The sequence below is a fragment of the Desulfoluna butyratoxydans genome (assembly GCF_900699765.1).
GTDB classification, from domain to species: domain Bacteria; phylum Desulfobacterota; class Desulfobacteria; order Desulfobacterales; family Desulfolunaceae; genus Desulfoluna; species Desulfoluna butyratoxydans.
Map to the genome: position 1 here is coordinate 378776 of NZ_CAADHO010000005.1, position 14072 is coordinate 392847.

Sequence of the window (14072 nt, forward strand, 5' to 3'; positions counted from 1 at the left end):
GTGTTAAGCCTGGGTTACACGAACATCATATCTTGGTTTGCGTTGTGTTTTTTTCTTGTAGGATATCCGGTTTATCGCACCACCACGGAGAGGTCGGCATACTGTCCCGAGGCGTCCATCACCGTCAGGGTGTGCCTGCCGGGGGTGGCAAAGGTGATGCGGGCCGCTGCGCCCGGGCGGCTTCTGGAGACCCAGGTGTGATCGATCATCCAGTGCAGGGAGCCGCTGCCGCCTGTGGCACAGAGCTCCACGGTGAGGGGCCCGCCGGGTTTCAAGGGATCTTTGAAGACGGCGCCGTCCCTGGCACCGTGGATGACGATGGGCGCGCTCAAAGGGGCTTCCCCCTCAAGGCAGGAAAGATCGGGATCGGGGCAGCGGCTGCGGTCCCGGATCCACGGAGGAAGAAAAGCCAGGGCCCCTGCCGGCCACCTGGCAATGGTGCGGGTGGGAATGTGCCGGGTTTGGGGGTGCTCCGCCAGCCAGCGATCCAGGCAGGGCCCGTACAGCCCCCTGCCGGTGTCCGGGTTCACGGAAACAATCAACGGGTTGGGGGCCATGAGGACCTCATCCTGGCAGGGCCCGAAGGTCGGGGGAACGGTGTCGTTGAGGACCCAGGCCGTCCGCTTGACGTGGCAGTGGCCGGGCTCGGTGTCCGACGACAAAACGCCCAGGGGCCAGCAGACGGATTCCCGGGACACACTCTCGGGCATGGAAGAGCCCCTGGGGGCTGCCGATGGAAGCCGGTCTGCCACCTGAAAAAGGACAGGAACAGCCGTAACAGCGCCGTAGTGACCGGGAAGGGGCGTACCGTCCGGGCGTCCCACCCAGACCCCCAGGGTATGGGACTCGGTCACCCCCACGGCCCAGGCATCTCGAAATCCATAGCTCGTCCCGGTTTTCCAGGCCAGCTTACGGCTGCGCCGCATGCCGAACCGCCCCCTTCTGTTCCGCTTTCTCTCAGGCGTTTCCAGAATGCGACGGACAATCCAGGCCGCCCCTTCCGAAAGCACCTGGGTTTCCTGGCTGTCTGCAAGGATGAGCCCCTCGGGGTAGATCGCCCTGCCCCCACGGCCAAAGGCCGAATACCCTGCCACCAACTCTTCCAGGGTGGTACCCACCCCGCCCAGAACCATGGAAAGGTTGGGCCCCCCGCCCTGGGGGTAGCGCAGATGGATGCCCGCCTGGCGCAGGAGGCTGTCGAAGCGCACCGGCCCCACCCGATGGAGCAGCTCCACGGCGGGCACGTTCAGGGACCGGACCAGGGCCTCGGAGGCCGACACCGGCCCTGCAAAATGGCGGGTAAAGTTCAAGGGGGTGTACCCGCCGATGGACAGGGGACTGTCCATGAGCAGGCTCTCCGAATGGATCAGGCCGTCGTCAAGGGCCATGGCGTACAGAAACGGCTTGAGGGTGGACCCCGGAGACCGAACAGCCCGCACCATGTCCACATGCCCGAAGCGCTCATCGTCAAAAAAATCCATGGAGCCCTTGTAGCCCCTTACCAGCCCGGTCTCGTTCTCCACCACCAGTAAGGCCAGGGAGGTCCCGGAGGGCAGTTCGCCCTTCAGATTGGCAGCAAGGTCCCTTAGCCCGGCCTGAAGGCAGGGATCGATGGGGGTGCGGATCACGCCCTGTCCGGGGCTGGCGCGCCTCAGGCGACGGGCCAGAAGCGGCGCCCGAAACGGAGGCTTCCATGGGTGAACGGCCAGGGGCTCTTCCCGGGCCTCGTCCCCCTGCCAGGCTTCCCAGCGCCCGAACCCCACCAGGCGCCCTATCACCTTGTTACGGGCCGCCACAGCCCGGTCCGGATGAAGATCGGGACGGTAGCGGGACGGAGCCTGGGGCAACACCGCCAGCAGGGCCGCCTCGGCGTGGGTCAGCTCAGAGGCGGGTTTGCCCAGGTAGGTTAAAGACGCGGCCTGGACCCCTTCCACGGTGCCGCCAAAGGGGGCGTGGTTCAGGTACAGGGTCAGGATCTCTTCTTTGGTGAGACGTCGCTCCAGTTGAAGGGCACGAAGCATCTGGCCGATCTTGCCGAAAACGGTTCGCCGATGGGGATGGAGGATCCGGGCCACCTGCATGGTGAGGGTGGAGCCGCCCGAGACAATGCGCCCGTGCCGGAGGGCATCGGCAAGGGCCCGGCCCATGGCCAGGGGGTTGACGCCGGGGTGCCGGTAGAACCAACGGTCCTCGTAAGCCAGCAGGGCCTCGATATAAAGGGGGGAGACCTCGTCCGGGGTCACCGGGTACCGCCAGATTCCCCGGGCATCGGGAAACACCCGCAAGGGGTTCCCTTCCCTGTCCACAACCGTTACGGCCATGCCCTCCCCGGGTGCCGGAATATCGGGTGGAAAGGCCAGGTCCAGGCAGACCGTCAGCGCCACCGCGCAGGCCAGCACAGCAAGCCCCCATTTTCCCCAGATGATCGCAAGCACACGTGCCATGGGTTGCCCTTTTCTCCATACATCCAATGGACGACGGGCCCTGCCCGCCGCCGCCATTGCCGTCATCCCCCTTTGACAGGGACCCAACCTGCTGGATTCGCCTTCACGGCCCCCTGCTTCCCGGCCTTGTCTTCCCAAACCGATGATCAATGAATATTTCTCAGCAGTCCAGCCATTCGGCTTTTCTATTTTTGTTTCGAGCCGTTAGTAAACAACGCCCAAAATATTCACCAATAACACAGTTCCCTGTGGCATCACGGCCATTACAAAATATAGTAATCCCCATTGTATTCCTTGAAAGGCTCTGCTATCCACACTCTTTCACAACCAACCACCCCATATAATCCTGATGACATGGGTCAGGAGTCTCTACCGGAAGGCCGTCCATCCGACTATGGGAGTGCAAGAAAAACCGCAGGTCCCCCTGTTGTCCCGGGTGATCTGTTTCCGTATTTCTGCGCCCTCACGAGACCCCTTGTTCGGCATGTATTTCAGGAACATGACACCCCACAAGGAGTCTCTTACAATGGAATATATCAAAGATATCCTGGCCGCTTTGAGCGTCATTCTCAACGGCCTCCCCCAGGGCCTTCTCGCCCTCTCCTTCGGCTTTGCCTCCATCCCCACGGCCCTGGCCTTTATCGTGGGTGCCGGGGGCTGCCTTCTCTTCGGCTGCGTGGCCCCCATTTCGTTCCAGGCCGAAACCATCACCCTTGCCGGGACCATGGGCGACAACATGCGGGAGCGCCTCTCCATGATCTTTTTTGGTGCAGCGGCCATGGCCACCATCGGCGTGTTCGGCTTTCTGGAGAAAATCGTCACCTTTGTGGGGCCTGCCATCACCAACGGCATGATGGCTGGGGTCGGCATCATGCTCGCCCGGGTGGCCTTCGGCATGGCCACCAAGAACAAAGCCGTGGGGTTCAGCTCCATTGCCTCAGGGTTTCTCACCTACATGATGACCAAGGACCTGGTCTATACCATCACCGTCTCCGTGGTCCTTTCAAGTGCCGTGGCCCTGTCGCTGAAACAGAAATCCGACATGAACGCCGTTGAAAAAGAAGGGTTTTCCCTTCAGAAGCCCATCATGAACCTCTCCGTGGCCCGGGGTGCCCTGGCCATGGTCTGCCTCAACATCGGAGCCAACATCGCCTTCGGCAAGATCACCGGCAACATTGCAGGCTCAAGCGTCAACGTGGACCACCTGGCCATCTACAGCAGCCTCGCGGACATGGCGTCTTCCCTGTTCGGCGGCGGCCCGGTGGAGGCCATTATCTCTGCCACGGGCAGCGCCCCCCACCCCGTCTTTTCCGGGGTGCTCATGATGACCCTCATGGCTGTCATCCTTTTTGCCGGGTTTCTTCCCAAGATCGGAAAATACGTGCCCAGCGAATCCATCGCCGGGTTCCTCTTTGTGCTGGGGGCCATTGTCACCGTACCCATCAACGCCTCCGCAGCCCTTGGCGGTGGAGACACCATCGTGGGCGGGGTGACCATGACGGTCACCGCCATCTCCGATCCTTTCCTGGGCATGATGGCGGGCCTCATTGTGAAATGCATCTCACCGCTGGTGGGATTCTGATTTTTTGCATCTGCCCCGGCAGGGCCGCCGGAGGCTTTTTTGATCTGAATAGTTACGTTTTTTTAAGCTTTTTTAAGGACATCCCATGAACACAACATACACCCTGGAAGTGGCCGGTGTGACCCGCCAACTTCCCATCGTCCCCGTCAGCGAGACCCTCAACATCGCAAGCTTTGTGGTGTTGGGGGACACCGAGCTCATCTGCGCTGCAGCGCCCCTTCTTATGGAAAAACTCCCGGAGGTAGACGTCCTTGTCACCGCCGAAGCCAAGGGCATCCCCCTTGTCTTCGAAGTTTCGCGTCTCATGGGGATGAAGCGGTTTTTCGTGGCGAGAAAAAGCGTGAAAGCCTACATGGAAAACCCGGTCATCGACGAGGTGCAGTCCATCACCACCACGGGCAAGCAGCTCCTCTGCCTGGACGCCACGGATGCCGCGGCCATCAAAGGCAAGCGCGTGGCCATCATCGACGATGTCATCAGCACCGGCGAGTCCATTGAGGCCATCAGCCGCCTCGTCCAGGCCGCAGGAGGCATTGTCACCGTCAAAGCGGCCATTCTCGCCGAAGGCGATGCCGCATCCCGGGAGGATATCGTCTTTCTGGAGAAGCTCCCACTGTTTCCCGTGGGCTAACCCGGCCGATAAAAAGCCTTCCGGACCATGCCGGTAACGGTGCGTCCGGAGGCTCTCTCCAGGATGAGTCAATTCATGGTGCCCATGCGCCGGGCAAGGTCCAGGAGCTCCGCCTTCCTGGGGCGATACACCAGCATGGCCACCGCCGACAGACCCAGGAGCTGGTAGAGGGAAAGGGAATCACCGGCGGTGAGAAACAGCACAAGGCCGTAAATGCCGATGCTCTCAAGGAGGGCTGAGGAGAGAATCACGATAACGGCATACCGGGCCACCGCAGGGTGCTGGCCGGAAGAGGCCGAAGGGGTGCTCCCTCCGGGATGGCCGAGCATAAACCGGCGCAGGACATGCACCCCGGCAAGGGTGGCTGCGGAAATACCGAACAGCACGTAGCGCAGGGTCACCACGGGAAACTCATCACTGAGCGCCACCGTAAAGGTGTCCCCCATAAACAGCCCTACCCCCAGATACACCCCCAGGGAAGCCAAAATGGCCCCCCAAATGATCAGGATCAAGGCAAAACCGGAATCAAGTTTTCCTGTGTGGTCTGGTTCGATCATGGTCACCTGCCTGTTCTGGTTCGGGTTCACGGGAAGAGGTCAAAACGCGCCTCCGACCATACCACAGGTGAGCACCTTGTTCACCCATGAAACAGACCGACCGAAACAGAAACATTCCACAGGATATCACCCATCACTCCCCGAACACTTTTTTCAATAAGGCGGTGGTCTGCTTCATCGGGTCTTTCCTGATTGCAGCCTCCTCCATGGCGATGTAGTGAAAAATCCCGTCGATGCCTTTATCCAGGGCATAATCGGTGAGGTCGGCCTTCACATCCGGGACATACGGCATGGATGTGTACTGGTCCATCACCTGGTCGTAGGCCCGGATGGCGCCGACCTGGGACAGGGTCTCTTCCACCACGGGCTCCATCTCCTTTTTAAGGGAGGGGGTCATCTTCTCCTGGAAGTAGAGGGTCGCCGAATTGTCCGGTCCTTCATAGATCGCCTTGACGTCTTCAAAGGTCATCTGGGCGATGGCATCGAAGAAAAGGGTCTTCGCCTTGGGGGTGGCTGCTTCGGCGGCACGATTGAGCTTGAGCTCAAGATCATCGGTCAGATGCCCCATGTCCGCCTTGTCCAACACGGCCTTCACCGCCTGAAGCTCCGTGGGCAAAGGAATATGGATAGCCGGGTCCCCGTTGAACCCGTCCACGGTGCCCAAACGGCCCACGACACTCTCGGTGCCCATGCGAAGCGCCTCCTTGAAGGCATCGCCGATCTCACCGGTGGATGGTGCGCCCTCAGCCACCTCCGCATTTTCTCCACTGTCTTTCTTAAAGATATTGATCTTATCCAGCCAGGACCCTTCCGCGTCCCCCCAGACCAATGCCCCGAAAACCACGCACAAGGCGACTCCCATGGATATCCGACGTGTTTTCATATGCCACTCCTTTTCATCTTAGGTATCGAGGACCTTCGACATAATTGACTATATGCACCAAATGAGGAACAAAGGCTTTCGCGACGACGACGACAAAAGAAATCGATCGAAAAATCAAGCACACCATGTACCGGTCTCAAGGAATGCGAAATCCGGTTGCAGCGCTGTTAATATATCACGACACCCACCCTTTGGAACATGCAAATAAAATGGAAGGCCCTGATTTTTAACAACCTTGACAAAACCTCACCAAAGGATTCGCAACTGCGTGACAGGATACGATGCACACCGGCCACGACGATGGCCTGGGCCGGCAGGTATTCTGTTGGCATCGCGAGAAGTCATATGGAAGTTATAAAAATGTTAGGAAGGACAAAATTATGTATTGACATAAAATTGTACGACGGGTAAATATCCAGACACATCGCTGCCGTCGGGTACGCGAGTCTTACAGCAGCAGATCCTTTGGGTGGATTGTCTGCATGATGGAACCAGATGATCATGTAATCCTGTGCACCCGAGGAGAGCCTGCGATACCTAAGCCTTCCTGAGTAAAGAAATAACACCCAGTACATGACCACATCGGGTTCATTATGCTCACCCGCAACCCCCTCACCGGCAACCGTCGGTATGTTGCGGAAACCGCCACACCACGCATTCGGAGGAGACGTGAACAAAACTGAGATGTTCTGGACGATTCTAAGGAAATTCAACGAAGACACACTGCCCGTACAAATCCTGCTTATCCTGCTCTCCCTTTTCGCGCTTTACGGAGTCTTTGCGAAACCGTCAAAAGCATCGGATAAAGGAATGACGGCCTTTCTGGCCGCAGCCTTTGCCTGGAACGGCATCGCCTGTTTCCTGCTCTACTGCGGGAAAAGCCCCATGGCACTCTTTGTGGGAGGGCCCTTGTACCTGGTGATCTCCTTTCTCTTCCTCATCGACCTGCTGGTCACCGGAAAATGTTCCTATCGTCTGCCCGACACGCCCTTGCACCAGGTCCTGGTCGGAGTGCTTCTGCTTTGTGTCTATCTTTTCCCCTTTGCCGGGATGGCCCTGGGCCATGGATTCGTGGTGCTCCCCATGTTCCCCTGCCCCCTGGCCGGGTTCACCCTCGTGCTCTTTTCGGCGGCCCGCCGCATGGACCGAGATATCTTCATCCTTCTTCTGGTCTGGGCCTTTGTCAACATCCCGAAATGCCTGGGCCTCTTCGGGTGCTATGAAGAGGTGGTCCTGTGCGCTTCGGGCTTTTACAGCCTTTATGTCGTAAAAACCCGTGCCACCACCCGCAAGACAGCCGTGGAGCCCCTCCATGAACCCGTTTGAATGCATCGACGCCGGCACGGAGTTCTGTCCCTGTTACCTGGCCGAAGTGGGTGAATGCACGGTCTGTACCCTGCTCCAGGGCAAAGAGGTGTGTGCCTGCAACTGGTCGAAGGTGTGTATTTACCAGAGATACCTGCGTAACGGATCCAAGGCGGTGAAGCGAAAGCAGACCGTGCTCTGCGATATCGCCGACTCACAACGGATCGAGGACGGAATATACCTGAAAAAAATCGCGGTCTCCCGTGCCATGGCGCGGTCCCTCAACCACCCGGGAAGCTATGTTTTCGTCAGGGGGCTTACGGAACGCTCTTTTTTCGATGCCCCCATGGCCATTGTGGCATCGGACATCATGGAAGGCACGGTAACCCTGGCCTTCCATGTCACCGGCCCTAAGACCCGGCTTCTGGAGCGAAGCCCCCTGCGCCTGTTCCTGAGGGGCCCTTACTGGAACGGTCTCCAGGGTAACAGGGCCGTGGAGAGCGTGCGGGACGCCCGCTGCCTCGTGGTCACCGGCGGCATGTCCCAGGCCTCGGTTCCCCTGGTGATCAAGCGCCTCCTCGCCCATGGAAACAAGGTGACCCTGCTGGTCAACACGCCCGGCCCGTTCTTTATCTCGGGATACCTCCCCGACGATGTGATCGTTCGGAAAGGCCCCCTTCACGGAAGCCAGGGTCAGGCCACCATGGAACAGCTGCCGGACAAGGAGTCCATCGCCTTTGCCTTCAGCGCCGGAAGCACGCCCCAGCACGACCTTGTCACCGCCTTTTTGGAGCGCCACTGTCCCGGAGCAGGCCTTGCGGTCTCCAACAATCACACCTTCTGCTGCGGCGAAGGGATCTGCGGGAGCTGCATGGTGACCATGGGCGACAAATCCGTAAGATCCTGCAAGGTGCAGTTCGACCCGAAGCAGGTCGCGGAAGAGGGAGCCGTCTGCCCATGAGAATACACTCAATGAGGAAAGGAATCGTATCATGCCCAAGGTAGTTGTCATCGGTGGAGGGTGGTCTGGATGCGCGGCGGCCATTGCCGCCCGGAACGCAGGCGCCCAGGTGGTGCTGTTGGAACGGACAGACCTCCTCCTGGGATGCGGGCTTGCCGGTGGAATCATGCGGAACAACGGACGATTCACCGCCGCAGAAGAGCTCAAATACTTAGGCGCCCCAGAGCTCATCGATCTCACAGATGCCCTCTCCCAACACGTCGGCATTGATTTTCCGGGCCATTACCATGCCAGCCTCTACGACACCTCCCGCGTGGAACCCGCCGTGCGAAAGGCCTTGAAAGACAAAGGCGTTGAGCTTCGCTTTGTGGCCCGCGCCGTGGGGGTTTCCATGGAGGAATCGGATGGGGAGAAGCCGGATCGTATCCGCTCGGTCTCCCTGGCCGACGGGTCCGTCATCCACGGAGACGTCTTCATCGAGACCACGGGCTCTGCCGGATCCATGGGAAACTGCGCCCGGTACGGAAACGGCTGCACCATGTGCGTGCTCCGATGCCCCTCCTTCGGCCCCAGGGTCAGCCTCAGCCACATGGCAGGATGCGAAGAGAGCGTCGGGCTTCGGGACGGTGAAACCTACGGATCCTTCAGCGGCTCCTGCGAACTCAACAAAGCCACCCTGAGCCCGGAGATCCGGCAGAGCCTGCACGACAAAGGAGTGGCCATCCTTCCCCTTGAGAAACACCTCGTGGATGAGGGAATCCTCAAGCTCAAGGCCTGCAAGCAGTATGCGATCCCCGAATTCAAACAAAACCTTATCCTCCTGGACACCGGGGCCCGCGCCAAAATGATGATGCCCTTTTTCCCCCTGGAAAAGCTGCGAAAAATAAAAGGGCTGGAACGGGCAATGTACGAATTTTCAGGGGGCGCCTCCAACTCGGTCCGGTTCCTGGCACGGACGCACCGGAACAATGCACTGCAGGCCCAGGGCGTCGCCAACCTCTTTTGCGCCGGGGAAAAGGCAGGGCTCTTCGTGGGACACACCGAGGCCATGGCAACGGGAAGCCTCGCTGGCTGGAACAGCGTGCAGCAGGCCACGGGCCGCCCGTTGCTCTCCCTGCCCGACGGCCTGGCCATCGGCGATTTGATCCGGCACGAAAACCAGGCAAGCACCACCATGGAAGGGCTCACCGACCGGTACACCTTCTCAGGGGGCAACTACTTCAACCGCATGAAGCGCCTCGACCTCTACACCACCGATCCCAAGGCCGTTGAAACCCGGGTAAAGGCCCACGGCCTCTACCATGTGTTCCTGACGGCCCACGGAAAAAAAGAGAAGGAACGTCACCCCATGCGGGCATAGGCATGGGCACATGCCCGAACCCAACAGGCACGATCCCCGAGCACGGGACATAACAAACCCACACATACGTTTAAGGATGGACCCATGACTGCACCCCCTGAAAAACACCTCGTACGGAAAAGTTTTTTCGGCTGCAACTCCGCCCATGGATTTCACTGCTTCTTTGACTTTTTCCATGACCTCACCGATGCAAAAATCACCATCATCAAAGGTGGGCCGGGGACGGGCAAATCCACCTTCCTGAAGCAAATCGCCGATGAGATGCGCAACCAGGGATTTGCCGTGGAACAGCAACACTGTTCCCTGGATCCCGACTCCCTGGACGCCATCATCGTCCCGGAGATCAAGGCGGTGGTCACGGCCGCCACCGGCCACCACGTCTTCGACCCCAAGCACCCCGGTGCCGTCGACGAAATCATCAACCTGGGCCGCTATTGGGATGAGGCGGGCATTCGCCCCCACGGCAAGGAGATCATGGACATCACCGCCGAATCCGACCGGTGCTTCGGCAGGGCGTACCGCTTCCTCGCCGCAGCCCACCTCGTTCGCACGAACAGGGCGGACCTGGCCACGGCACACCAGGACTTTTCCAAGGTCAATGCACTGTACGAGGCCCTTTGTGCAGACCTTTTCACCGGCCATCCCCTGGCCGACGCCGTGGGACCGGAAAGGCACCTCTTCATGAACTCCATCACCCCGGAGGGCACGGTCAGCTTCATGGACACGGTGATTGGCCCCTCCACCCGCCTGGTTCTCATCCACGGTGCACCGGGTACAGGAAAATCCACGATGTTGTCGCGGCTCGCCGCAAAGGCCAGGAGCCGGGGCCACAAGGTGGAATACTGCCACCACCCCCTGGACCACCACAGGATCAGCCACCTCATCATCCCTGCCATGGACGTGGTGATCTCAACCGACACCCTTAAGGGGCTTCCCAGGGAACAGGAGCACGATCTGAATGCCTTCCTGAAACCCGGTATCAGCACAAAACAGGGAGAGATAAAAAGCGATGACCACCACTACGACGCCATGATTGATGCGGCCATGGAGGCCCTCGTCCGCGCAGGCCACACCCACGGCAAACTGGAGCAATACTACATCCCCCATATGAACTTTGAACAGGTGGACCGCTGCATGGCCGACACCATCGAACAGGTGCTCAGGCATGCCGAAAAATACCATGCCTTCACCAGGCGATCCCCCAAGAAGGTAAAGGAGTTGTGTTAGTGAAGATGATATCGTATTCAGCCCCGCTCAAACGGGGCGCCCTTGCAGCCTGCCTGGCTGTTCTGTTGGCAACACCCGCTGTTTTTGCAACCGAAGAACCCCAGCGCGCCCTGGATGACATGGTCATCACCGCAAGCAAAAGGGAATCCTCCCTGGAAGATTTTGCAGGGAGCATCACCGTGAAGGACGGTCAGTTCATCAACGATCATGAGGTCAAGGACCTCTCCGAGCTGACCCTGTTTATCCCCAACGTCTACTTTAAAAAGACCACCTCCGGGGACGCCTTTGTCTCCAGGGGTATCTCCACCATCGACACCTCGCTGTTCAGCCCCATGGGCCTTTACATCAACGACGTCGCCTACCCCTTGAGCTTTATGCAGAATCAGCTGCTCACCGACGTAAAGCGGGTGGAAGTTCTCCGGGGGCCCCAGGGAACCCTCTATGGCCGCAACAGCGAATCCGGGGTCATCAACGTGGTCCTGGAGGAGCCCGGAGACAAACTGAAGGCAGCGGCAAGCCTGTCCGGCGGCAACTACAACACCTGGTGCGGGGAAGCCTCGGTGAGCGGGCCTGTGGTAAAAGACACCCTCTACCTGGGGCTGTCCGTGACAGGCCGTAAATCAGACGGTTTCGTAGAAAATGAGGTAACAGGCAAAGACGACGTGGCCGACGAAGAGACCACCGCAGCCCGGGGAACCCTCCGCTGGACCCCCGGAGAACGCTTCGAGCTCGTGGCCACCCTGGACGGAATGGACCAGGACAAAGGCGTCAGCACCCTGCGTTTTGAAGACGGCCCCCAGGCCTCGGACAGGCACAAGGTCCGCTCCAGCGAAGAGGACCGCGCCGATGAAGAGGAAGTGGGTGGGGTCATCAAGATGAACTGGCGAGCCGATAATGCCAAATTCACATCCATCACCAGCAACCGTCAGTTTACACGGGAGTTTACCCACGATTTTGACCGGACCCCGGTTAAACTGGGAACCACCGATTTAGATATCGACCAGGACAACTGGAGCCAGGAGTTCCGAGTCGCCTCCGAAGGAGAGGCCCCCCTCTCCTGGGTCATGGGACTTTTCGGGTTCACCGAGGACCTGGACACCACCATGACATTGAACCATATCAATCCCGCCATGGCCAAAAACCGAGTGACGGACTCGGAATACGATGGCTACGCCATCTTCGGCCAGGCAACCTACCGGCTTACGGACAAGCTGAAGCTTACCGGCGGCCTGCGAGGGGAGCACGCCACAGCCGAAGGCACACAGACCTTCACCAGCATCATGGGGCCCGTGACCTTCGACGAAAAGCTCTCCGAAACAGAATGGCTCCCCATGGCCTCGGCCTCCTACGACATTGCCGACAACCTGACGGCCTACGCCACCTGTGCCCGTGGCTGGCTTGCCGGGGGCTTCAACTACTTTTCGGCAAACTCCGAAGAGACCTTCGGCTATGAGCCCGAGTACACCGTAAACTACGAAACAGGCCTTAAGGCCACCTTCTTTGACCGACGACTCAAGGCCGATTTTTCCTTGTTTTACATCGACATCGACGACAAGCAGGTCAGGGAAGAGGTGCCTGGGGGAGGACAGGGCATCTGGAAGTTTTCCAACGCAGGCAAGGCCCACAGCCAGGGTGTTGAACTGGACCTCACCGCCCTGCCCCTGGGCAATCTGGAAGTTTTTGCGGGCGTGGGCCTCTCCGACACGGAGATCGACACCTGGCAGGGCACGTCCGGCGGCATGCCCTTCGACTACTCGGGGAACTCCCTGCCCTGGGCCCCTGAATTCACCTGGAACGCCGGGGCCGCCTACTACATGACCAACGGCCTCTACGGCATCGCCGACGTCACAGGCGCGGGCAAACAATACTTTGACGCGGCCAACACCCTGAAAGACAACGGGTACGCCCTGGTAAACCTCAAGCTGGGCTACGCCTTTGATCGCTTTGATGTCTCCGTCTACTGCAAAAACCTCTTGGACGAAGAGTACGCCACCAAAAAAGTTAAAAGCATGCAGGGATTTACCATGGTGGAAGACGGCGACCCACTCACCTTTGGGCTGACACTCAACTGGAGGCTTTAATATGACACCCCTGTTCAACATCAACGGCAAAAACCCCATGACACCCATCTTCGAAGCCCTTCAGGGGCCTGTGCGCATGGCCATCCTCAAGGCAGCCGTGGAGATGGGCATGGCCGACATCCTGGCCAGGGTCTCGACCCCCGAGGAGATCGCAGCGGCCCTGCCCGGCGAGACGGACCTCGGGAACCTCACCCACTTCCTGGACAGCATGGCGGGCATCGGCCTGGCCGTGAAGCACCAGGGCAACTACCTCAACTCGCCCTTTGCCGAGACCTCCCTGCGTACGGAAAGCCCGGTCTACCTGGGAGATATGGTTCTTAACCTGTCCCGCATGCAGCACCGGAACATTGGCAGAATCGAAGCGCTGGTTCAAGGCGGCCCCCCGCCTGTGAAAAAAGAGGACCGCCTCGCAGACGAGAGCAAATGGCAGGCATCGGTCAAGCACCTGGCACCCTACCAACGGGCAGGCATTGCCGCCCTTGCCGCCGATACCATCGATGCCCTGCCCGAATGCACGTCTGCCACAAAGATCATGGACATCGGATGCGGCCCCGGCCTCATGTGCATGGAGGTCCTCAAACGCCATCCGGCCATGGAAGGGGTTCTCTGCGACCTGCCGGCCATCATCGGCCTGGCGGAAAAAGAGGTAAAAAAAGAAGGGATGGAATCACGGATCTCCTACATCAAGGGGGACTACAACACCACGGACTTCGGCACCGGCTACGATATCATCTGGGCCAGTCACAACCTCTACTACGTCAAGGAGGCCTCTGATTTTTTCTCCCGCCTCCATACGGCCTTGAACGACGGCGGGGTTTTCGTGAGTCTCCACGAAGGCACCACCGGCGAAGGCACGGCACCGGAGCATGTGGTGCTCTCCAGGCTGTCCCTGGCCCTGGAAGGCCAGAACTATGTCTTTCAAAAAGGGGAGATCGCCGATCACCTGCGCCGAGCGGGATTTGATTCGGTGGAGACCTCTCCCCTCACCCTTCCCGTGGGCGAGGTGGAGCTGACCATCGCCCGGAAACAGAAAGGATAAAT

Annotated in this window: 11 protein-coding genes and 1 riboswitch; of the genes, 8 read left to right on the forward strand and 3 right to left on the reverse strand. The window is 59.5% G+C overall.

The window, feature by feature from the left end; translation table 11 throughout:
- Positions 1-71: 71 nt before the first annotated feature.
- On the reverse strand, positions 72-2444 hold the full coding sequence (gene pbpC, locus MSL71_RS15680) for a penicillin-binding protein 1C (RefSeq protein WP_218951051.1): 2373 nt from the start codon (positions 2442-2444) through the stop codon (positions 72-74).
- A gap of 316 nt (positions 2445-2760) precedes the next feature.
- Positions 2761-2859, forward strand: a riboswitch (purine riboswitch).
- Positions 2860-2970: 111 nt separating this feature from the next.
- Between pbpC and MSL71_RS15685 the strand changes: the two genes are divergently transcribed.
- Together MSL71_RS15685 and MSL71_RS15690 are read left to right on the forward strand one after the other, a co-directional pair.
- Positions 2971-4026, forward strand: coding sequence for an NCS2 family permease (locus MSL71_RS15685; protein ID WP_180141986.1), 1056 nt, complete (start codon positions 2971-2973; stop codon positions 4024-4026).
- Between the two features lie 85 nt (positions 4027-4111).
- Positions 4112-4657, forward strand: a complete 546-nt coding sequence (locus MSL71_RS15690) for a phosphoribosyltransferase family protein (RefSeq protein WP_180141988.1) — start codon at positions 4112-4114, stop codon at positions 4655-4657.
- Between the two features lie 68 nt (positions 4658-4725).
- On the opposite strand, the gene MSL71_RS15695 is transcribed toward MSL71_RS15690, so the two are convergent.
- Together MSL71_RS15695 and MSL71_RS15700 are read right to left on the reverse strand one after the other, a co-directional pair.
- Positions 4726-5214, reverse strand: coding sequence for a hypothetical protein (locus tag MSL71_RS15695; protein ID WP_180141990.1), 489 nt, complete (start codon positions 5212-5214; stop codon positions 4726-4728).
- A 133-nt stretch (positions 5215-5347) separates the two neighbouring features.
- Positions 5348-6097, reverse strand: coding sequence for a DUF4197 domain-containing protein (locus tag MSL71_RS15700; RefSeq protein WP_180141992.1), 750 nt, complete (start codon positions 6095-6097; stop codon positions 5348-5350).
- A 669-nt stretch (positions 6098-6766) separates the two neighbouring features.
- On the opposite strand from MSL71_RS15700, the gene MSL71_RS15705 reads away from it, so the two are divergent.
- From MSL71_RS15705 to MSL71_RS15730, 6 genes are all read left to right on the forward strand, one after another.
- Positions 6767-7423 carry a DUF6064 family protein gene (locus tag MSL71_RS15705; RefSeq protein ID WP_180141994.1) on the forward strand — a complete coding sequence of 219 codons (657 nt, stop codon included), beginning with the start codon at positions 6767-6769 and terminating at the stop codon, positions 7421-7423.
- On the forward strand, positions 7410-8363 hold the full coding sequence (locus MSL71_RS15710; RefSeq protein ID WP_180141996.1) for a sulfide/dihydroorotate dehydrogenase-like FAD/NAD-binding protein: 954 nt from the start codon (positions 7410-7412) through the stop codon (positions 8361-8363). Before MSL71_RS15705 ends, MSL71_RS15710 begins: the two co-directional genes overlap by 14 nt.
- A gap of 31 nt (positions 8364-8394) precedes the next feature.
- Entirely contained in the window at positions 8395-9723 is a 1329-nt protein-coding gene (locus MSL71_RS15715) for an FAD-dependent oxidoreductase (RefSeq protein WP_180141998.1), read from the forward strand.
- A gap of 84 nt (positions 9724-9807) precedes the next feature.
- Positions 9808-10950, forward strand: a complete 1143-nt coding sequence (locus MSL71_RS15720; protein ID WP_180141999.1) for a hypothetical protein — start codon at positions 9808-9810, stop codon at positions 10948-10950.
- Between the two features lie 5 nt (positions 10951-10955).
- On the forward strand, positions 10956-13031 hold the full coding sequence (locus tag MSL71_RS15725) for a TonB-dependent receptor (RefSeq protein ID WP_246317807.1): 2076 nt from the start codon (positions 10956-10958) through the stop codon (positions 13029-13031).
- A gap of 1 nt (position 13032) precedes the next feature.
- A complete protein-coding gene (locus MSL71_RS15730; protein ID WP_180142003.1) occupies positions 13033-14070 on the forward strand; it encodes a class I SAM-dependent methyltransferase in 1038 nt (345 codons plus the stop codon).
- Positions 14071-14072: the final 2 nt, after the last annotated feature.